Raw genomic sequence first — 20,881 nt, 5'->3', positions numbered from 1 at the left:
CCGGGTGCATACGGGCGGCTTCGCCAAGTGGACAAGGCGGTTCGAGGACGAGCGCGAGCGCAGGCGCGCCCAGGGTGATCCGGACTGGGGGAAAAGGGCGACCCTGCATCCGGCGGTGTGGGCCAGCATCCAGCGCTTCCAGGTCGGCGAGGACGGTGACGGCGCCAACCTCGTCGGCAAGGCGGACCAGGCCGGCGACGCCGACTACGGGCAGGCGGTCCGGCTCTTCGTCGCCGAGGAACAGAACCACGCCCGTCTACTTGCCCGGCTGCTGGCGGCGGGGGGCATACCGACGTTGACCGGGCACTGGAGCGACGCGGTCTTCGTACGGCTGCGGCGTCTCATGGGCCTGCGCATGGAACTGCTGGTGCTGATGATCGCGGAAGTGGTGGCGCTGCGTTATTACCGGGCCCTGTGCGATGGCACCGACGACTCGCTCACCGCGGACGTGGCGGGGCGGATCCTGTCCGACGAGCAGCGCCACGTCCCGTTCCACTGCGAGCGACTCCACGCCTCCCTGGCGGAGCTGCCCCGCGCAATGCGCCGCCCGGTGATGACCCTGTGGCGACTTCTTCTGCTCGCGGTCTCTCTCGTCGTCGCCGCCGACCACGGTCCGGCACTGCGCCGACTCGACACCGGGCGCTTGCGATTCGTGGCCGATGTCATGACCTCGTCCCACACGGTGGTCTCCGCGGTGCTGGCGCCACCTGCGGCTTCGATCCCCGCAGCGACTCGGTGTCCGTAGCCTCGGCCGCACCGAAAGAGAATCCACGCAACCAGAACTGCAACCACAGGAGCCCAGCCACTGCTTACGCTCTGCGCCAGGCGCTGAGCAGTTCCTCGGGGCCGTACGCCGCCCGGAGCCCTGAACAGCTGACTCCGTTGCGGGAGACCGCCACGAGCGGCACGGGCTCGTCGGTGATCGCCGCCCGGTGCTTCTGCAGCGCGGCCAGGTCGTGGCTGTCGAACGCGGAGTTCTCAAGCCACTTGACCGAGCCGAGGAAGAGCAACTGCTTGGCCACCGGCTGCCGGTCGGCACCCACCACGTCGATTTCGACGTCGTTGCTGCGAGTCCAGTACGCGCCGATCGCCGGGGCGGCGGGCAGGAGCGCGTCCGGCAGGAGGCGGGCGAGGGATTCCCGGACGAGGGGTTCGATCGCACGCCCCCGCCAGCTTGTCCACCGCTCCTTGATCCGGCTCAGTGTGAGATCTCCCCGCATCCGCTCGATCTCCGCCATGTGCGGATCCAGAAACGCGAGCCAGAAGCGCAGGTAAGGGTCGGCCACTCGGTAGCGGCGTTCCTTCGACGGTCGCAGTGAGAGGGGTAGCTCGGCGGCCACCACCCGTTTCTCGGTCAGGACATCCGTGGCTCGGGTGAGAGTGGTGTGGGCGATGCCGCCGGTCGCGCGCGCGATGTTGGTGAAGGTTCGCTCCCCGGATCCGATGGCACGCAGGACCTCCCTGCTCATCGCCTGGGGCGGAAACTCCGCGGCCAGTGACCGCTCGGCGGAGACCAGAAGCGCCGAGATCGGGTTGTCCAGCGAGTCACGGAGAAACTCCCAGACATCCGCTCCGGGCCGCCACTCCGCACAGATCAGCGGGAGACCGCCGGTGACCAGGGCGGCGTCGAAGGCGGCTGCCGGCTCAAGCCCGAGCATCTCGCCGATGTCGGCAGGGCTCAGCGGCCCCACGACCATTTCCCGGCCCCGCTGATGGAAGGGGCGGTCGTAGCTGTTCAGCGTCTCCATCATCGACAGGTCGGATCCGACCAGGAGGAGCAGTACGGGTTTACGGCCGAGCAGGCGATCCCACGCCCGCTGGAGCATGCCCTCGAAGGCGTCGATGCGGTCCATGAGATACGGAACCTCATCAATGACGACCACGCTCGGGCGGTCGTCGGGCAGGACCTCGGCAAGCAGCCTGAACGCCGCATTCCACTGCTCCGGACTCTCCTCCGAGAACAGTTCCCGCTCCGGCAGGGTGGATCTGACGACGGCGTCGAGCAGTTCCGTCAGTTCGTCCTCCGCAGTGCCGCCCGCCGCGGTGAAGAAGAGGTTCGGGGCCTCGGTGCGCCGGAGGAACTCCTCGACGAGACTGGACTTGCCGACCCGTCGCCTTCCGCGCATGAGGATGCACTGACCTGGTCTCGGTGATCCGACGGCATCCTGAACCGCTTGGAAGGCGTTTCGAAGTACGCCCAGCTCCCGGTCCCGCCCGATGAAACGACGCATGAGAATTCTCCCGCAGAAGATAGTATCGACGAGGATACTATCGCTGTCGCTACCATCTTTCTCGGGTTAGGTGGCTGAGGGTTCGTACGGTTGGGCTGCCCGAGATGGTGATGCACTCGACCGTGATGGCCGCACCGGTGTCGATGGCGTGGGCGACCTGGTGAACGTCTCTGTACGACACATGCTTCGCGTATCCGGCGACGATCTCCTCGTTATCTGTCGCGAACGGCACGCCGGCCCACCCGCCGAGGTTTTGAAGGTACTGGAGGAGTCCTGACCTGCGGTGCAGCTGGCCCGGGCGGGGGTTCTGAACGGTGCTGTACGCCGGTGAATGCAACCAGAACTGCAACCACGGAAGTAGGGCAGCGTGAGTATGTCCAGCTTCTGCTCGTGGTTCCTGGTCAGCGGGGAATCGCCTCCTTACTCCCCGTTCTGCGACCAGGCCGCGGTGAGCGCGGTGACCGGGTCACTGTCGGCTGGTGCCGCGGGCCACCATTCGCCGTCGTCGTCCTGGAGGTAGGGGTACCAGCGGGCGTCGGGACCCAGACGCAGCTGGATGCCGTGGTGGGTGAGGGTGAGGCGGTTGCGCCAGGTTCTGAGGTGTGTGGGGGAGTCGGTCATCTCGGCGAGGGCCGCGTCCAGGGCGGTGCGGGCGGCCTTCATCACCGTCGGGTCGGGGGCGTAGGGCTGTTCGGCGACGGTGATGCCCGCGGGGCCGCCGTGGCGCCAGGCGCGGGTGAGGCGTGCGAAGGCAGTGGGTTTGGTGCCGGTGTTCTGGATCAGGTGGTGGAACCACTCGGGTCCGGGGTTGCTCGCGGCGATGCGGACGGCGTCCTGGTGCTGGGTCAGGTGCAGGTCGGTGGTGTCGCCCGCGAGGAGCCGGGCGGCGCGCGCGGTGGCGTCGGCCATGAGGCGTTCCAGGTCCGCGGCGGCCAGGCCGGTGGCGGGTGGCGGGGGGACGGGCAGCGCTGTGGTGTGGGCGGCGGGTTCCGGGAGTTCGGGCAGTTCGGGGGGCTCTTCGGCCCAGTGGGCGTACGCGGCGGCGGCCGGGATGCCGGCCGGTGCCGGTGGGGCGGCGGTGTCCTGTGCTGCCGTACGGAGTGCGCGCAGATGGGCGAAGACCTCCTCGCGACCGCGGCCGCGCAGCGCGAAGAGCACGAACGGGTCGGTGTCGATGGTGGCGGCGACGGCGTAGCAGAGCGCGGCGGCGTGCTTGCAGGGGTATCCCCAGTCGGGGCAGGAGCACTCCGGATCGAGCTCGGTGGGCAGCGGGAGCAGTGGGACGCCTGCGTGCCGGGCGTCGTCTACGAGTTCGGCGGGCATCTCGTCGTCGAGAAGTGCTGCGAGATGTCCGGCGCGGGCCGCGATCGTGTCGAGCAGGATGTCCCACTGAGGGTCGGTGAGGACGGGCAGGTGGACCGATGAGCGGTACGGGCGCGGGCGGCTGCCCTGGACAGCGGCATTGACCTTGCCCGGAGCGACGGTGACCGGGCCGACCATGCCTTTGCGGGCGTAGGTGCGTCCGCGCGAGAGCCGTCCGGCGTCCAGGGTGGAGTCCTCCAGGGCGGCCACCCATGCCTGGCCCCACCACGTCGCGGCGAAGGCTCGCTTGCCGCGGGCGGGCGCACGGCGCGGGCCGGGGACAGCGGGGTTCATGACTGCCTTCCCAGGGCGACGAGTTCGGCGAGGTCGGCGTCGGACAGTTCGGTCAGGGCTGCCTCGCCGGAGCCGACGACGGCGTCGGCGAGGGCGCGCTTGGCTTCGAGCAGCTTCGCTACCTTGTCCTCCACGGTTCCCTCCGCGAGGAGCTTGTGTACCTGGACGGGTTTGTCCTGGCCGATGCGGTAGGCGCGGTCGGTGGCCTGGTCCTCGACGGCGGGGTTCCACCAGCGGTCGTAGTGCACGACGTGAGTGGCGCGGGTCAGATTGAGTCCGGTGCCCGCCGCCTTCAACGACAGCAGGAACACCGGCACTTCACCGCGCTCGAAGCGGTCCACCATCTCCTCGCGCCGCGCGACGGGGGTGCCGCCGTGCAGGAAGAGAGCGGGGACGCCGCGCTCGACGAGATGCTTCTCCAGCAGAGCCGCCATCTGCTTGTACTGCGTGAAGACCAGCACGGATTCGCCTTCGGCGGTGATGGTGTCGAGGAGTTCGTCGAGCAGGTCGAGCTTGCCGGAGCGGCCCCGCAGGGGAGTGGACTGGCGCAGGCTGTGCTCTTTCAAATACTGGGCGGGGTGGTTGCAGATCTGCTTCAGCGCGGTGAGCAGCTTGAGTACCAGACCGCGTCGGGCGATGCCCTCCGACTCCGCGATCTTCGCCATGGTCTCGCGGACCTGTGCCTCGTACAGACTGGTCTGCTCGGCCGTCAGCGGGACGACGTGGTCGGTCTCGGTCTTGGGCGGCAGTTCGGGCGCGATGCCGGGGTCGGACTTCTTGCGGCGCAACAGGAAGGGACGTACGAGACGGGACAGGCGCTCGGCTGCTTCGGGATCCTCGCCCGCCTCGATGGCGCGGGCATGCCGGTCACGGAAGGCGGTGAGTGAGCCGAGGAGCCCGGGGGTGGTCCAGTCGAGCAGTGCCCACAGCTCGGAGAGGTTGTTCTCCACGGGGGTGCCGGTGAGAGCGACGCGGGCGCGGGCGGGCAGGGCACGCAGTTCGCGGGCGGTGACGGCGTAGGGGTTCTTGACGTGCTGGGCCTCGTCGGCGGCCACCAGCGACCAGGCTGTCTCGGCAAGCACTTCGCGGTCGCGGCGCAGCACCCCGTAGGTGACCAGGACGATCTCGTCGCCGGCCAGGTCCTTGAGGTGGCGGTCGCCGCCGTGGTACCGGCGTACGGGGGTGAGCGGTGCGAATCTGGCGGCCTCGCGCTGCCAGTTGCCGAGCAGGGAGGCCGGGCAGACGACAAGGGTGGGGCCCGCGGTGGTGGGGTCGCTCTGTCGGTGCAGGTGCAGAGCGAGCAAGGTGATGGTCTTGCCCAGGCCCATGTCGTCGGCGAGACAGCCGCCGAGGCCGAGTGCGCACATCTCGGCCAGCCAGGCCAGGCCCCGCTTCTGGTACTCGCGCAACGTGGCCTTGAGGGCGGCGGGCTGGGGCACGGGGGTGCGGGACTCGGGGTCGCGGATACGAGCGACCAAGTCGCCGAGCGCACCGACCGCCGCACAGGGGACCCGGTCACCGTCCCTCCCCCAGCCTCCGGCCGGGGGGACCCCCATCTCGCTTCGCTCGGCCTCGCCGGTCAGCGCGGCGCTCAACGCCTCCATGGGGGTGAGCGGTTCCATCCGGCGGCGCTTGGCGCGGGCCACCAGCTTCGGGTCGGCGACCACCCACTGGTCGCGAAGCCGGACGAGGGGACGGCGTGACTCTGCGAGAGCGTCCATCTCGGCCTCGGTGAGCGGCTCGCCACCAAGGGAGACCTGCCAGCGGAAGTCGAGGAGGGCCTCGGTGTCCAGCAGGCCGCCCGTGGTGGAACCGGGGGCGGTGCGTTGCCCGATCTCCGCGGTCGCGGTGAGCGCCTTGACCAGGTCGCGCGGCCAGTGCACGTCGACACCGGCCGTGCGCAGCGCGTCCGTGGCGTCCCCAAGGAGATCGAAGGCTTCGTCGTCGGTCAACCGGAGCTGATCGGGAGCGGCATCGTTGAGCATCCTCCGCAGCGGGGGCCAGGCGCGGGCGCCGCGGCGCAGGGCGAGAAGGGTCTCGGTCTCGGCGCGTGGGCCGAGCAGCCGCTCCACTTCGGTCGGCTCGCTCCAGAGTCGTGCGGCCTCGATGACGAGCGCCGGGTCCGCCGCGGTGTGCAGTTGCAGGACGGCCCGGAACTGCTGTCGGCGTCCTTCGGGTGCGTCGACGCGCAGGGAGACACTGACCTCGGCGGTGAGCGCCGCCTGGGTCTCCTCGGCCCATTCACGCAAGGTGGGCACGGCGCGGGCCTCGCGCCAGGCGTACGGCAGCGCTCCCATGGCGAGCGGCGCGGCCGGCGTACGGACCAGATCATCGGCGACCGCGTCGCAGAACTGGCGTACCAGCGCAGCCGGTTCGGCGATCCGTACCGGAGCAGGGCCGGGCTCGGGCAGGCAGTGGGCGTGTGGCGGGAAGGCGGCGGCCAGGGAGTCCAGCGTCCGGCGCTGGGCGGCGGTGCAAGGACCCACCTGCCAGGTGTCGTGACCGGCGGGGGTGAGGGCCGGGTGGAGGCGGCCGTCGGCGAGCAGCCGCAGCGCGAAGCGAGTGGCGGCCTGCCAGGCGGCGCCGGAGGGATGCGTCGGCTCCGCATCGGCCAGGGCGGAGACAGCGACGGCGACCGGCAGCGCGTAACCCTCGATCCTGCGCCGCCTGACCGAGCGGCCGTGCGGCAGGACCAGCTCCACCGCCTCGGTCTCAAGGCCGGTGGGCGCCATACTGTCTCCGGCTGCTGCCCCGGTCGGCTTCCACAGCAGCAGCCGCCCGAGGCGGGCGGGCTCACCGGGCAGGAACACCGCCGCCCAGCCGGCGCCGAGCAGTTCCCTCGCGAAGGCGGATGTTTCCTGCCGGGCCAGCGGCGGTGCGCTCCTCGCGCCCGTACTCGGCTCTCGTACGACGACGACTCGTGCCACTCTCTTCCGCCCTGTCGCTTGCCGGACCCTCCCCTGGGCCGCTCACTACCGAACCCCACCAGGCAACGTCACACGCCGGCAACCGCGAGCCTTGGCTTGACTGCTGGCGACGGCGCACGACGGATATGCCGCTGCTGAACACACCGGTCCTCAACCGTACGGTGCAGCGCGACGGTGAGGCCATGAGCACCTGGGCCCCAGCCGCGCTGGAGGTGTTGATCGAAGAGGCCACCGTCGACGCCTACGGCGAGGATGAGCCCAGCTCACCGGCTTCCGGACCTGCCGCTGCCGGAACCCGCCCCCGAGGGCCGGCAGTGGATCAGTCGGGGCAGGTTCGCCCTGGCGTGGCTCACGCGTGCGCCCTTCCTGGAACGAGCCACGGACATGACGCCCGAGTCGGGGCAACGCCGGGCGCCCGCGCCGGCGCCCGCCGTGCCCGAGCCCACGCAGGGCTGGCAGGTGCCGCTTCCGTATGGCGAGACGGAAGCTGTCAAGGCGATGGGGACGACCGGCGCCACGCTGTTGGGTGGCTTCTCCCTCGCCGCGGCAGCAGTGCTGGTTACTGCCGAACGGCAACCGCCTCTCGGCGGCTGGGCGTTGGTCTCCTTCGTCGTCTCGGCGGCGGCGTTCGTTTTCTCCGTGCAGTTCACCAGCTCTGGTCTGGGGTACGCGGCCACCCCGGAGGAACGCCTGATGTGGCATCCCCGGGCACGCACTGACCCGTCGACTCTGGCCCGCGTAGAGCGTGTTCATCGCATGGATGCCCGGCTCCGACAGCGCTATTTCTATCGGGCCCGCCTTATGTACCGTGTCGGCCTGCTCGGTTTCCTGACCGGCATGATTCTGCTGTGCATTCCCAACTCCCTTGACTGGCCCCGCATCGTCGCCGCGTTTCCGAAGGGGCGTTTGGAGAGGTCCGGGCCCGTCAGATCTGACCGTAGAGGGTTGCCAGGTCGATCAGCTGGACGTCGGGGTCGGCCTCGGCAACGGCTCGTGCCTTGTCGTTGAAGCCGGCTCCGCTGAAGCAGAGGAGCCGGGTGCCGCTCGTGTCGTAGCGTGCGGCCTGCGCGACGAGGTCGCGGATATGCCGGAGGCGGTCGATGTGGGCCATGCCCATGGTGTCGTTCCACTTGGCCTCCCCGATGGCCAGGAGTGGTGGTTTGACGCCGTCGGCAATGCCGATGGCCGCCACGTCGATCTCATGGCCGATACGGGCCTTGGAGTCGTGGACCACGCCATGGCCAACGCGGGCAGGCAGACCGCCCAGAAGTTCGGGGTCGGCGTGATGGAGGGCCCAGTCGCGGCAGACCTGTTCGAAATGGGGTCCCAGAACATTGCTCACAAAGCGCCGGCGGCTGGCCTGCCAGACCCGTGTCGCGCTGCCGGGGCGCTCGAGCTGGTCCCAGACCGGCCGCATGATGGCGTGGTAGAAGCCGATCAGCGGCTCGGCGATGCGATACGTGGGCCGGTTGTCGCGGAAGGCGTCCGCGTCGCGGTGTAGCAGTCCTGCGTCTTCGAGGACGTTGATGGGGTGCGCGATGTCCGTGGCCTTGCGTTCCAGATAGCCGGCCATGCCACCGCGTGTGGCGTTGCCGTCGGCGACGGCGGCCAGGACGGACAGGTACAGGGCGGTGTCGCGAAGGTCGGGTTCTTCGGCGAGTAGGTATCGGGCCTCGCGGAAGAGGGGGGTCTCGGGATTGAGGACGGTGCGGACAACCCAGTCGTCGAAGTCGTCCGGCCCCTTGGGAGTGTCGCCGCGGGCGAACTCGCGCCGGTAAGCGGGAGTGCCACCGACGATCGCGTTGACCCTCATGGCCAGGTGGGGATCGGTGATGCCCCAGAAATTCGCGGCGAGGCGGTGGTCGAGGGGGCGGACGACCAGTTCCAGACCCGCCCGTCCACGCAGGGGGGCGTTGCCCGACAGCAGTCGGCCCATGAAGGACAGCGCCGAGCCGCACAGCAGCAGCCGAGTGCGCGAGTCGGTGCGTTGGTCGCGCAGGGGACGCAGTGCCTCCTGGATGATCGAGGGCAGCTCCGGGTTGGCCTTGGCGAGGTACGGAAACTCGTCGATCACCACCGGGACGGGACGTTCGGAGCCGAGGGCGAGAAGCGCGTCGACAGCCTCTGACCAGTTGGCGAAGTGGAACGGGCTGGCGGGTCGGACGTGATCGGTCAGCGCGGTGCTGATCCTCCGCAGCGACTCGGCGTCCGTAGCTTCGGTCGCACCGAAATAGAACCCTCCGGCGGCGCGGCACGCGGCGTCCAGCAGGAACGTCTTGCCCTGGCGGCGGCGTCCGGAGACCACACCGAGAGTCGCGCCCGGCTGCGGATCGGTGATGAATCGCCCCAGGGCCGACCACTCGTAGTCCCGGTCGAACATCTCGGCAGGCTTGTCCACGTCTCATCCTAGGATATAGAGGTACGTCTCTATAAAACGTACTCCTATATCTGAGCACCGGCAGCGCACACGTACAGATGGCGCTCGGTGATCGCCGCATCGCAACGACGGGTGCCCCTGGAGCGGCGTCGAGGTCAAGGCTCACTGAAGCGGCGCGCTGAGCCGTGTGAGAAGAAGCCCTGACGGACAACGTCGAAGGGCCCCACCGCGAACGGTGGGGCCCTTCGACATCGTGCCCGGTGAGGCACTGGCGGAGGATACGAGATTCGAACTCGTGAGGGGTTGCCCCCAACACGCTTTCCAAATGTTCGTCTGGGGGTCCGGAGGCGGTCGTGAGTGTCCTGACCAGCTGTGGAGCGGACTGTTCAGCGGCGTCCGGACACGACTGAACGTCGGAGAATGAGACCAGAACTGAGACCACGAGGTGACGGGTGGGCGGCCCGCGCCGTTCGGGGTACTGTACCCAGGCCGAATTCCTACTTGTTTGATAATGTCGGCCCATGAGCGAGATTCCTTACAGTGTCGGCGAAGGGCCAGCCACCAGGGTCAGCCTCTCCCTCCCCGAGGGGACGGCGGAGGCGATCCGCCGACGGGTCGGCAAGCGAGAGTTCTCCGCGTTCATCACCGAAGCGGTGGAGCGCGAGCTGCGCGGTCAGATCCTGGATGAGTACCTGGCCGACTACGAACGCCGCCAGGGACCGATCTCCGAGCACGAGCAGGAGCGGGCACGCCGGGTCTTCGACGAGGTGTTCGCCGAGGAGGGGCAGTGGCCCGCCGCAAGCTGAGCCACGAAGGCACCCTTGTTCTCGACTGTGAGGGCCTGTCGAAGTTCGTCAGTGATCACGAGCCCGTCGTCGCCCTCATCGCCGAAGCCCGCAAGCGGGGCATGGAGGTGGTCATCAGCGCACTCACCATCATCGAAGCGGTGCATCGCCGGACCGACAAGGCGCGGCTCGCCTGGATCCTGTCCGGCGTGCGGATCGTGCACATCGGCGACGAGGAGGCCAAGGCCGCCTCAGCCATGCTGATCAACGCTGGGCTGCATGGTCACAAATACGCGATCGATGCCGCCGTGGCCGAAATGGCGTTGCGGCAGCGCCGCCCGGTGGTCGTGCTGACCTCGGACATCGATGACATGACCAAGCTCTGCGGCGACAGAGTGCGCCTCGTCGCCGTGTAGCCGACGCCCAAGACCCGAACGCCGGGGGTGTGAGGTCGGCCCGTACGCCTTGGCTGAGCGCGGCGTAGCGGGGTCGGTGGACCAGTCGGGCCGGGAACGGTGGCGTGGCCGGACGGCCCGGCTTTCAGGGTGCCGTGAGGCGCAGCAGCCGAGTGTTGGCCTCGTCCGGTGCGAAACGGTCAGGGACGAATTCCGTGGCGGACCGAAGTCCGAGCCACTCCAGCATGGCGTGGTGTTCCTCATGCGCCGGGTCGGCGAGGATCACTTTGAGGTCGCTGTAGCCGGGGGCGCCGCCGCAGTCCTCGGGCGGACACGCCCCGGCGCCGTCCACGCAGTACGGACAGTGCAGCCCGGCTGAGGCTGTCTGGAAGTGCTCCACGGTGATGAGGTGCTCCCAGGAGTCCCCGAAGTCGTACGTGTACACGAAGTGGGCGCCGGGTTTGAGCAAGGCGGCCAGCGTGGCGGTGCGCTCGTCGCGGAATCCGAGTTCGCCGCCGGGACGGCCGTACTGGACGCCGTCGATGGTGAACGCGTGCATGTGACAGTTCTGCCAGCCCATCGCGGCCTGGATCACGGAGTGAAGCCGGTCCAGCCGGATCGAGGCGGGCACCAGCAGCTGCCGCCAGACCCGGGGGCCGTCCACGTCGGCGAGCTCGACGAGGATCCGCAACACCGCGTCGCCGGGCTCGGGCCGGCCGAGCATCCGGGCCGTCTCGGTACGGCCGTCCGCCGTCAACTCGGCGCTGTCCTCCGTGAGACGGACAGCGCCAAGGGAGACGAGGGCCTTCAGGACCCGTTGGATGTCGTGGTCGCCCGCGGCCCGCAGATGCCCCAGGCGGTCGGGGGACAGATCGTCGAGCATGTACAGCGGGCTGACCGCCTGCCACACCACCTCGTACAGGTCACCGAGCGGCACCGGGGTCGTGGCCGCGTACAGGCGGTGCAGCAACGCCCGCAGGCCCCGGTCGTACTCGTGCCTGAACAGGGATTCCAGCCAGCCGGAGGCCGTCACGGCCGGGCCGATGTGCGGGAGCGCGGCGAACAGCGCGCCTCGCAGCTCGCCGGGGCGGTCCAGCAGCTTGGCGTTCTTCTTCACCGGCAGCAGGCGCCCGCCCGCGGTCCGCAGCAGTCGTGCCGCCTTGGCCCACTCGACCAGCAGCGTGAGGTGGTACAGCTCCTCGCTGGACTTCGTCTTGAACGTACGGTCCCCGATCACCGGGTCCATCCGGTCGCCGGTGTCCAGAACCTCCACCAGTGCTCGCGCGTCGGCGAGCGTCACACGGCCGGTCTGGGTCAGCTTGCGGCCCGCACCGACCCAACCGACCAGCGCGCGCACCTGCTCGACGGCCCTGCCCACTGTCTCGCCCATTCTGACCTGCCCGTTCCGGTTCGTGTCCCGCAATCACCCGAACCCAGGATGGCAGCACCGTCGGCGCACCCCGTGCTTCGCATGGGGCGACACGGAGATGCCAGACTGGGACGGTGACAACGCACGACGAGGAACTGCTGGCCCGGATCCGGGAGTTGAGGGTGCGCGGCAGCACCCCGAAGCAGATCGCGAAGGCGCTGGGGCTGCGCCCGGCCCAGGCCGCCGCACTGGTCAGACGGGTCGCCGAGGCGGCACTGACGAACACCGCGCCGGATGAGCGGCCGGTGGTGGGCTGCTGGGTCAACGCGGGCTGGAGCGCGGGGCTGGACATGGCCGAAGCCCCGGACTGGGCGGCCGCCGACCCCCTCGGCCAGGAGCCGGACCCGGGCACGGGCGGCTTCGCCCAGATTCTCCTGGCGCGCCAGGAACGTGCCAGCAGGGTGACCGTCACCGGGTTCCTGGTGGACGTGTACTGCCTGGGAGTCAAGAACGTCACCGCCCCCGAGGTGATGGGGTCCGGATCCCTGACCACTTACGTACCGATGTACTACTCGGCCTTCGATCAACGGCCGCTGCCGATCGGCGTGGAGCAGGCGCAGACGATCGTGCACGATGCGGTCGCCTACGCCCGCGGTCTTGGCTTCGAGCCCGCGGGCGGCTTCGCCGACGCCGCAGTGCACCTGGGTGCCCGGCCCAGCGACCAGCCCGTCATCGGCTTCGGCCGGGACAGCAAGCCGTTCTACTTCTCCGGCCCCTACGACAACCCGCGCAAGGTGGTCCAGATCCTTGAACGCACCTGCGGTCCGGACAACTACGACTACGTTGCCCATCTGTAGGAACGTGACACGAGCGGCACGAAGCGGGAAACACGAGCAGTGACACCGGTCGAACAGCAGCAGGAGCCCACCGGCACTCCACGTGTCCGGCACACCGAGCACGAGGCGCAGGCCAACCTGCTGACGCTGCTGCGCCTGTGCATGACGGAGAAGCTGCGGTGCAGCGAAAAGACCCGCCGCCCCAGCGCCGCACCGTCTCGGCGGTCGCCGCGGTCCTGGACGGCGGCGACTTCTATCCGCACGAGGCCATCTCCGCCTTCGCCTGGCCGATGCTGCTCCAGGCAGGCGGCCTCGCCCAGCTCACCGGCGGCCGGCTGGAACTGACCACGCGCGGACGGGCCGCGCTGACCCGGCCACCGCACCTGACCATTGCTCAGCTGTGGCAACGCTGGTTGAACAACAGCTTCCTGGACGAGTTCTCCCGCGTCGAGGAGATCAAGGGCCAGCGCTCGGCGAATGTCCTGACCGCCGTCAAACCGCGCCGCAAGCTCGTCGGCCAAGCGCTGCCCCGCCTCACCCCGGGTGAGTGGACGTCCGTCGACAGCCTGTTCACGGACATGCGCGCGGCCGGTCTGAATCCGGTCGTCCACCGCAGTGAACGCGCCCTGTGGAAGCTGTACCTGGAGGATCCGCAGTACGGCAGCCTCGGCTACGACGGCTATCACGGCTGGTCCCTCCTCCAGGGCCGTTACACCCTGGCGGTGCTCTTCGAGTACGCCGCCACGCTCGGCCTCATCGACATCGAGTACGTCCCTCCGGTGGGCGCCCGCGATGACTACCAGGAGAACTGGGGCGGCGACTACCTCGACCAGCTCAGCCGCTACGACGGCCTGTCCGCACTCCGCCTCAATCCCCTGGGCGCCCATGCCGTCGGCCTCACGAGCGACTACACCCCTGCCGAGGCCCCCGCCCCGGCCGTCCCGACGGGCAGCGTCACCGTCCTGGCGAACTTCGACATCGTCGCCCTCGACGGGCTGTCTTCCGCCGACACACTCCTCCTGAACGCCTTCTCCGAGCAGAAAACCGACCGGGTCCGGACGCTCACCACCGCTTCTCTCCTGCACGCCCTCGACCGCGGGCACACTCTCGACGAACTCCGTGGCTACCTGAACCAGGCCGCCCGGCACTCCGTGCCCCAGACCGTCACCACCCTGCTCGACGACACCGGCCGCCGCACCGGCCGAATCCGCGATACAGGGCAGACCCATCTCATCGAGTGCGCGGACGAGGCACTGGCCGCCCTCATCACCAGCGACCGCCGCCTGCGCGCGCTGTGTACCCGAATCGGCGAGCGCCACCTCGCGGTCTCCCCCGACCGTCTGCCGGCGTTCCGCAAGGCCGTCCTGGCCATGGGCTACCCGCTGGCCTGATGGCATGAGGAGAGCCGCTTCGGGGCACCTCGGGCCGGGCCCACTCGACGCGTCACCGCCGATCACCAGCAGAGGGCGCGTTCGCCGCATGGGTGAAATGTACTGAATGCCGGAAATAAATGAGACCAAAGCTGAGACCAGGGCACACCAGAGCGTCGGACCGCGAGCTGCGGTCCGACGCTCTGTTTCGCCTGTTCAGGCGGCTGCGGAGGATACGAGATTCGAACTCGTGAGGGGTTGCCCCCAACACGCTTTCCAAGCGTGCGCCCTAGGCCTCTAGGCGAATCCTCCGCCAGGAACATTACATGACCGAGAGGAGTGCTCGCGAACTCGTTCCACGCCGCTGACATCGGGTACTCTCTGGGAAGCCCCTCACGCGGCGCTATCTGACTGAACTCCCCCAGGGCCGGAAGGCAGCAAGGGTAGGTTGGCTCTGGCGGGTGCGTGGGGGGCGCTTGCGTTGCCGGGTCATTCCCCGTCTGGTCCCGGCAGAGCTTCGTACGGAGCTCCGAGGGCGGGGCCCGATGTCAGTGGGCGCCTATAACCTCGTATGCGTGTCATCTCTCGCGCTGTACCGCCGCTATCGCCCGGAGACCTTCGCCGAGGTCATCGGGCAGGAGCATGTGACCGACCCGCTGCAGCAGGCGCTGCGGAACAACCGGGTCAATCACGCGTACCTGTTCAGCGGTCCGCGCGGGTGCGGGAAGACGACCAGTGCCCGGATTCTGGCCCGGTGTCTGAACTGCGAGCAGGGGCCCACGCCGACTCCGTGCGGTGAGTGCGACTCGTGCCGGGATCTGGCGCGTAACGGGCCGGGGTCCATCGACGTCATCGAGATCGACGCCGCCTCCCACGGTGGTGTGGACGATGCCCGTGATCTCAGGGAGAAGGCCTTCTTCGGGCCCGCCCGCAGCCGGTACAAGATCTACATCATCGACGAGGCCCACATGGTCACGTCGGCCGGCTTCAATGCCCTGCTCAAGGTCGTCGAGGAGCCGCCCGAGCACCTCAAATTCATCTTCGCCACCACCGAGCCCGAGAAGGTCATCGGGACCATTCGGTCGCGGACCCATCACTATCCGTTCCGGCTCGTGCCGCCGGGGACGCTTCGTGAGTACCTCGCCGAGGTGTGCGGGCGGGAGAACATCCCTGTTGAGGAGGGGGTTCTGCCGCTCGTCGTGCGGGCCGGGGGCGGGTCCGTGCGTGACTCGATGTCCGTGATGGACCAGCTGCTCGCCGGGGCCGGTGCCGACGGTGTGACGTATGTGATGGCCACCTCGCTGCTCGGGTACACCGAAGCGTCGCTCCTCGACTCCGTGGTCGAGGCCTTCGCCACCGGTGACGGCGCCGCCGCCTTCGAGGTCGTGGACCGCGTCATCGAGGGCGGCAATGACCCTCGGCGGTTCGTCGCCGATCTGCTGGAACGGCTGCGGGACCTGGTGATCCTCGCCGCCGTGCCGGACGCGGCGGAGAAGGGGCTCATCGACGCCCCCGCCGACGTCATCGAGCGAATGCAGGCCCAGGCCGGCACCTTCGGCGCCGCCGAGCTGAGCCGTGCCGCCGACCTCGTCAACGAGGGACTGACGGAGATGCGGGGTGCCAACTCGCCACGCCTCCAGCTGGAGCTCATCTGCGCGCGCGTGATGCTGCCGGCGGCCTATGGCGACGAGCGTTCCGTGATGGCCCGGCTGGACCGGCTGGAGCGTGGCGTTAACTTCTCCGCGGGGGCCGGCATGCCCGCGGTGGGGTACGTGCCGGGACCCGACGCGCACGGGGGAGCGGCTGCGGCCGCCGCCGCGCCGGTTCCGCCTGGTGGCGGTGTCGCTGCGGCTCGGGCGGCGGTACGGGGGGCCGGGGCGCCGGGCGCGCCCTCCCAGCAGGAAGCCCCCGCGGTCGCCGGGCCCGGTGCGTCTGCGGCTCCTGGTGGTGGGCCTTCGGCGATCGACCGCCCCCAGCAGCCCCCTCGGCACGAGCCATCTCAGCAGCCACAACCCCAGTCCCAGGCCCAGCCTCAGGCCCAACCCCAACCTCAGGCCCAGCCCTCGCCCGCCCCTGCCCCCACATCCCCCACCCCTGGTGCCTGGCCCACCGCCACACCCGCAGGTGGCGGCGGTCGGCGACCCGGCGGCTGGCCCACCGCGGCACCCGCCGGCAGCGGACAGACGACGTCCACGCCGAACGCGCCCGCCCCCACACCGCCCACATCACCCACTCCAACCTCCTCTGCCCCATCGGCCCCCACCCCGCCTCCCGCCGCTCCGACCGGCGGCCTCGACCCCCGCATGCTCTGGCCGAACATCCTGGAGGCCGTGAAGAACCGCCGCCGGTTCACCTGGATCCTGCTCAGCCAGAACGCGCAGGTGGCCGGTTTCGACGGCACCACCCTCCAGCTCGGCTTCGTCAACGCCGGCGCGCGGGACAACTTCGTCAGCAGCGGCAGCGAGGACGTGCTGCGGCAGGCGCTGGTCGAGCAGTTCAACGTGCAGTGGAAGATCGAGGCGATCGTCGACCCGTCGGGCGGCTCGGCACCCCCCGCGACCGGCGGCTCCCCGGGTTCCAACGGCGGCTACGGCGGAGGCGGCGGCGCGGGTCACGGCGCAGGCAGTGGCTCCAGCGCCGGTTATGGCGGTGGGTCCGGTGCCGGTTACGGCGGTGGGTCCGGTGGCGGGGCGGCTGGCGGTTACGGCGGCGGCGGTACGTCCCCCCAGCGCCCGGCGTCCCCCCAGCCCACCCCTGCCGCATCCACGCCGTCCTCGTCACCCACGTCCTCGACGTCCTCCACGTCGGCGCCAGCCCCCGCTCCCGCTCGGGCCACCCCCACTCACCAGCAGTCCTCCGCGCCGGAACCGCGCCCGGTCGCCCCCGAGGACGACATCCCGGCGGACGACGACCCCGACCTCGACGAGTCGGCCCTCTCCGGCCACGAACTCATCGTCCGGGAGCTGGGAGCGACGGTGGTGGAGGAGTTCTCCAACGAGTAGCCGAGTAGCCAAGTAGGCGAGTAGGCGAGTAGGTGAGTGGGCGAGGGCCTTGGAGGAACCTACGACGCTCCACCCCCCACCCCTTCGGAACCCCGCACAAAAACCCCGTTAGCCCTGGATTAGGCTGACCCCCGTGAAGGTCCTCGTCATCGGCAGCGGCGCCCGCGAACACGCCCTGTGCCACTCCATGTCCCTCGACCCCGACATCACCGCGCTGCACTGCGCCCCCGGCAACGCCGGCATCGCCGAGGTCGCCGAGCTGCACGCGGTCGACGCCCTCGACGGCTCGGCCGTGTCCGCGCTGGCCGCCGAACTCGGCGTCGACCTGGTGGTCGTAGGCCCGGAGGCCCCGCTCGTCGCCGGGGTCGCCGACGCCGTACGAGAGGGCGGCATCCCGGTCTTCGGCCCGTCCCAGGAGGCCGCGCAGCTCGAGGGCTCGAAGGCCTTCGCCAAGGACGTCATGGCGGCGGCCGGGGTGCCCACGGCACGGTCGTACGTCTGCACGACTCCGGAAGAGGCCGTCGAGGCCCTCGGCGCCTTCGGCCCTCCGTACGTCGTCAAGGACGACGGACTCGCCGCCGGAAAGGGTGTCGTCGTCACCGCCGACCTGGAGGCCGCCAAGGCGCACGCGGCCGCCTGTGAGCGCGTGGTGATCGAGGAGTTCCTCGACGGCCCCGAGGTCTCCCTCTTCGCCATCACCGACGGCGAGACGGTCGTGCCCCTCCAGCCCGCCCAGGACTTCAAGCGCGCGCTGGACGGCGACGAGGGCCCGAACACCGGCGGCATGGGCGCGTACTCCCCGCTGCCCTGGGCCGACCCGAAGCTGGTGGACGAGGTCATGGAGACCGTCCTGCAGCCGACCGTCGACGAGATGCGCCGCCGCGGCATCCCCTTCTCCGGCCTGCTCTACGCCGGTCTCGCGATCACCTCCCGCGGCGTACGGGTCATCGAGTTCAACGCCCGCTTCGGCGACCCCGAGACCCAGGTCGTGCTGGCCCGGCTGAGGACCCCGCTGGCGGGCGTCCTGCTGGCCGCCGCCACCAGCAACCTCGCCGACCTCGAGCCCCTGCGCTGGAGCGACGAGGCCGCGGTCACCGTGGTCGTCGCCTCGCACAACTACCCCGGCACCCCGCGCACCGGCGACCCGATCACCGGCCTCGACGAGGTGGCCGCCCAGGACGCCCCGCACGCGTACGTCCTGCACGCCGGCACCAAGCGCGACGGCGACGCCGTCGTCAGCGCGGGCGGCCGTGTCCTGTCCGTCACGGCGACCGGCAAGGACCTCGCCGAGGCCCGCGACCGCGCGTACCGGGCCGTCGGCCGCATCCGGCTCGACGGTTCCCAGCACCGCACGGACATCGCGGCGAAGGCGGCGGAGGGGGCGGAGGCGGCGCAGGCATAGTCCCCGACGCCGCCTGAGAATCCTGGCGGAACGCCGGAGAATCTCCCGGTTGCCGATAAACCCCGCAGGCCCCGATTCCGTCTCAGGATTCGGGGCCTGATCCTTGCTTTCCGTCATCCACCTCTCCCCAAAGCCATTCCATCGAGTGACCGCTGCCCCATCCGGCTGACGGGGCCCGGGGCCCCAACTAGGGTGCGGCGCAAGCGGTCCGCATGCGGTCCGGCACTTGGCCCACCGGCATTGCGATGTCAGTAGTGGGTGCCACAGTGGGGGAGTGAGCAACGCCAGGAATGCCGGGCGGAGAGCCGCTCGGCCAGGACGGCAGGGAGGGGGTGAGGTCGGGTCATGAGCGGTGTGGGTGTGGAGGCGGGCGCGCAGGGTGCGCGCAACCGCGCACTCGCCGTGCTGCGTATCCGCAGCCGGGCCCTGGCCGTCGCGCTGCTGCCCGCGGCCGTCGCCGTGGTGTTGCTCGCCGGCGGTTCCGCGGGCCATCTCCCGGGCCCGGCCTGGGACGCCGCCCGCTGGGTCACGAGCGTGCTCGCCCTCCTCGTCCTGTTCGCCGCCGGGGGCATCGCCCTGGTTGTGGCCCGCGCCCGCCCCGCCGTCAGCCCGACGGTCCCGATCAGCGAGGAGTCGGCCCCCGACCTGTACCGGATGGTGCGCGACCTCGCCGATCGCCTGGACGTCCCCGCCCCCTCCGCCATAGCGCTCACCCCGGACTGCGACAGCTGGCTGGAGGACCGCACCCACCCGGCCCACGGCCCGCCCCCGCGCGAAGGCCACGACGAGATAGCGGGCGTCCGCGGCCCCCACCGGCGTACGGCGGCCACGCCCGTCCTCGTCATCGGCTCCCCGTTCCTGTGGTGGATGCGCGTGGGCGAGCTGCGCGCGGTCCTCGCCCCGGTCGTCGCCGGTACGGGACCCTCGGCGCACCCCGACATAGCCGCGGCCCGCCGCTTCGTACGAGGGCTGGACGCGGCGGTGGCCGTGACCTCGGCCCCCCGCCGCAACCCTGTGACCCGTGCGGTGCTCGCGGGCATCGGCTGGGTCGCCCGTCTGCTGCTGCGCAGTTGCCGCGGCCATGCCGCCGAGATGGAGCGAGGGGTCGCCGCCGCGGCCGCCGATCGTGCACAGGCTGTGGATTACGGGCTCAGGATCGTCGCCCAGGAACAGGTGGGGCTCGCGTACGCGGGCTGGGACCGGCTGCTGACCCGGGTCGCGCTGCCCGCGTGGCGTATGGGCCGCTGGCCCTCCCGGCTGGACGCCGGCGTCGTCGCGGCCCTGACCGAGCTGTCCCGCCGCGACCGGCTGGCGGAGGGCTTCGCCTCCCGACTCGGCGAGCGTCCCGCCTGCGACCTGCTCGAAGAGCCCGGCGCGGTGGACGAGGCGGCCTCGCTGCTCGCCGCCCGGCTGTTCCACGGCGGTCCGGCCGAGCCCGGCCCGGACTGGTCGCCGGTGGACTGGCAGGAGTACCCCGACGAGGTCGTCGACCGCAAGTGGCGCACCGACGCGGCCCGCCTCCACCGTGTCCTCGACACCCTGGGCGTCCGCCGCGCCCCCGACCCCACGTCACCGGACCCGGACGGCCCGACCCTGGCCCGCGTCATGGACCACCTGACGAACAACCCGACGCCCCAGCCCTCACCCCACAGGGACACCGCGCAGCACACGGCGACCAGCGACACAGTCCCGCACGAGACGGACGCGGACGGGCCGCGCGCCGACGTCCGGCCCGGCGTACGGGCCGAGGGCCACGACGACGCCCTGTCCGGTGTACGTGCCGAGGGCCACGGTGACGATGCCCTGTCCGGTGTACGTGCCGAGGGCCACGGTGACGACGTCCGGTCCGGAGAGCACGCCGAGGGCCACGACGCCCACGTCCCGTCCGGAGAACGTGCCGAGGGCCACGACGCCGACAGCCCCGACAGCCCATCCGACGACAGCCCCGACAGCCCATCCGACGACCGCCCCGATCCCCCCTCCGGCGAACCCCCACACCGCCCTCCCACCGAGCCCCCCACCCCCTACCCCGACGACCCCCCCGCCCCCAACGAAGCCAGCGCCGCTCTCGCCGCCCGCCTAACCGCCGAGCTCGCCCGCGAGGAGGCGACGGCACCAGGGAACACGCCCCCGGCCGGCTCGCCCGCCCCCGGTCAGGGCAGCCCCGACACCGCTCTCTGGGACGACGGCACGCTCCCCCTCTTCCCCCTGCAACCCCCTCGTACCGGCCGCGAACTGCTCGCCGACCACGTCACCGCGATGGTGTGCTGCGCGGCGATGGACACCGCCGGTGCGACCCCGGGCCTGGACTGGCTCGACGGCCCGTCCCTCATGGTCAACGGCGAACGGGCGGCCGACCTGACCCCCCACGTCCTCAGCCTCGTCGAGGACGGCGACCCCGCCCCCTTGCGGACCTGGCTGATCGAGTCGGGCATACGCCCCGAGAAGCCGGTACGCCTCGTCTGACGCCCAGCCCCGGCGTCCGCCCACCTGGCACAGGACAAGTCCGACGGGACCGCATGCCGCCTACC

13 protein-coding genes, 1 tRNA gene and 1 other RNA gene are annotated in these 20,881 nt (G+C 70.6%); 9 read left to right on the top strand and 6 right to left on the bottom strand.

Translation table 11 applies throughout. The annotated features are described in order from the left end of the window. The first annotated feature begins 4 nt into the window (after positions 1-4). Positions 5-745 carry a ferritin-like domain-containing protein gene (locus tag Q4V64_RS25010; protein ID WP_124440878.1) on the top strand — a complete coding sequence of 247 codons (741 nt, stop codon included), beginning with the start codon at positions 5-7 and terminating at the stop codon, positions 743-745. Between the two features lie 64 nt (positions 746-809). Here Q4V64_RS25010 and Q4V64_RS25005 read toward each other — a convergent pair whose 3' ends face one another. The 4 genes from Q4V64_RS25005 to Q4V64_RS24990 all read right to left on the bottom strand — a co-directional run bounded on the left by Q4V64_RS25005 (position 810) and on the right by Q4V64_RS24990 (position 9,212). Further along, positions 810-2,231, bottom strand: a complete 1,422-nt coding sequence (locus Q4V64_RS25005) for an ATP-binding protein (protein ID WP_124440879.1) — start codon at positions 2,229-2,231, stop codon at positions 810-812. A 420-nt stretch (positions 2,232-2,651) separates the two neighbouring features. After that, a complete protein-coding gene (locus tag Q4V64_RS25000; protein ID WP_253267026.1) occupies positions 2,652-3,887 on the bottom strand; it encodes an SWIM zinc finger family protein in 1,236 nt (411 codons plus the stop codon). Further along, a complete protein-coding gene (locus tag Q4V64_RS24995) occupies positions 3,884-6,814 on the bottom strand; it encodes a DEAD/DEAH box helicase (protein ID WP_253267027.1) in 2,931 nt (976 codons plus the stop codon). The genes Q4V64_RS25000 and Q4V64_RS24995 overlap by 4 nt, the downstream gene beginning before the upstream one ends. Before the next feature lie 925 nt (positions 6,815-7,739). After that, positions 7,740-9,212 (bottom strand): ATP-binding protein, encoded by a 1,473-nt coding sequence (locus Q4V64_RS24990; protein WP_124440880.1) that lies wholly within the window; start codon positions 9,210-9,212, stop codon positions 7,740-7,742. Positions 9,213-9,712: 500 nt separating this feature from the next. Here Q4V64_RS24990 and Q4V64_RS24985 point away from each other — a divergent pair, with 500 nt between their 5' ends. Further along, positions 9,713-9,997 (top strand): hypothetical protein, encoded by a 285-nt coding sequence (locus Q4V64_RS24985; protein WP_030973973.1) that lies wholly within the window; start codon positions 9,713-9,715, stop codon positions 9,995-9,997. After that, the gene (locus Q4V64_RS24980) at positions 9,979-10,392 is read left to right on the top strand and encodes a DNA-binding protein (protein ID WP_124440881.1); all 414 of its coding nucleotides are present in this window, start codon (positions 9,979-9,981) and stop codon (positions 10,390-10,392) included. Before Q4V64_RS24985 ends, Q4V64_RS24980 begins: the two co-directional genes overlap by 19 nt. A gap of 124 nt (positions 10,393-10,516) precedes the next feature. On the opposite strand, the gene Q4V64_RS24975 is transcribed toward Q4V64_RS24980, so the two are convergent. Then, a complete protein-coding gene (locus Q4V64_RS24975) occupies positions 10,517-11,761 on the bottom strand; it encodes a plasmid pRiA4b ORF-3 family protein (protein WP_124440882.1) in 1,245 nt (414 codons plus the stop codon). Between the two features lie 113 nt (positions 11,762-11,874). Between Q4V64_RS24975 and Q4V64_RS24970 the strand changes: the two genes are divergently transcribed. After that, positions 11,875-12,597: a hypothetical protein gene (locus tag Q4V64_RS24970; RefSeq protein WP_124440883.1), complete on the top strand. Its 723-nt coding sequence runs from the start codon at positions 11,875-11,877 to the stop codon at positions 12,595-12,597. A gap of 158 nt (positions 12,598-12,755) precedes the next feature. Beyond that, on the top strand, positions 12,756-13,967 hold the full coding sequence (locus Q4V64_RS24965) for a helicase-associated domain-containing protein (RefSeq protein WP_253267028.1): 1,212 nt from the start codon (positions 12,756-12,758) through the stop codon (positions 13,965-13,967). A gap of 206 nt (positions 13,968-14,173) precedes the next feature. Here Q4V64_RS24965 and Q4V64_RS24960 read toward each other — a convergent pair. After that, positions 14,174-14,258: transfer RNA gene (locus tag Q4V64_RS24960), tRNA-Ser, on the bottom strand. Positions 14,259-14,330: 72 nt separating this feature from the next. Between Q4V64_RS24960 and ffs the strand changes: the two genes are divergently transcribed. The 4 genes from ffs (at position 14,331) to Q4V64_RS24940 (ending at position 20,816) form a co-directional block, all read left to right on the top strand. Beyond that, an RNA gene (ffs, locus tag Q4V64_RS24955) (signal recognition particle sRNA small type) lies at positions 14,331-14,429 on the top strand. A gap of 92 nt (positions 14,430-14,521) precedes the next feature. Beyond that, positions 14,522-16,948, top strand: coding sequence for a DNA polymerase III subunit gamma and tau (locus Q4V64_RS24950; protein ID WP_124440884.1), 2,427 nt, complete (start codon positions 14,522-14,524; stop codon positions 16,946-16,948). A 133-nt stretch (positions 16,949-17,081) separates the two neighbouring features. Next, on the top strand, positions 17,082-18,350 hold the full coding sequence (gene purD, locus Q4V64_RS24945; RefSeq protein ID WP_124440885.1) for a phosphoribosylamine--glycine ligase: 1,269 nt from the start codon (positions 17,082-17,084) through the stop codon (positions 18,348-18,350). Between the two features lie 345 nt (positions 18,351-18,695). Next, positions 18,696-20,816, top strand: coding sequence for a hypothetical protein (locus Q4V64_RS24940; protein WP_303711620.1), 2,121 nt, complete (start codon positions 18,696-18,698; stop codon positions 20,814-20,816). The last annotated feature ends 65 nt before the right edge of the window (positions 20,817-20,881 follow it).

The organism is Streptomyces sp. NL15-2K (assembly GCF_030551255.1).
In the GTDB taxonomy this organism is placed as follows: domain Bacteria; phylum Actinomycetota; class Actinomycetes; order Streptomycetales; family Streptomycetaceae; genus Streptomyces.
The sequence above is the reverse complement of the archived record's forward strand: the minus strand, read 5'-3'. Positions and strand labels throughout refer to the sequence as shown.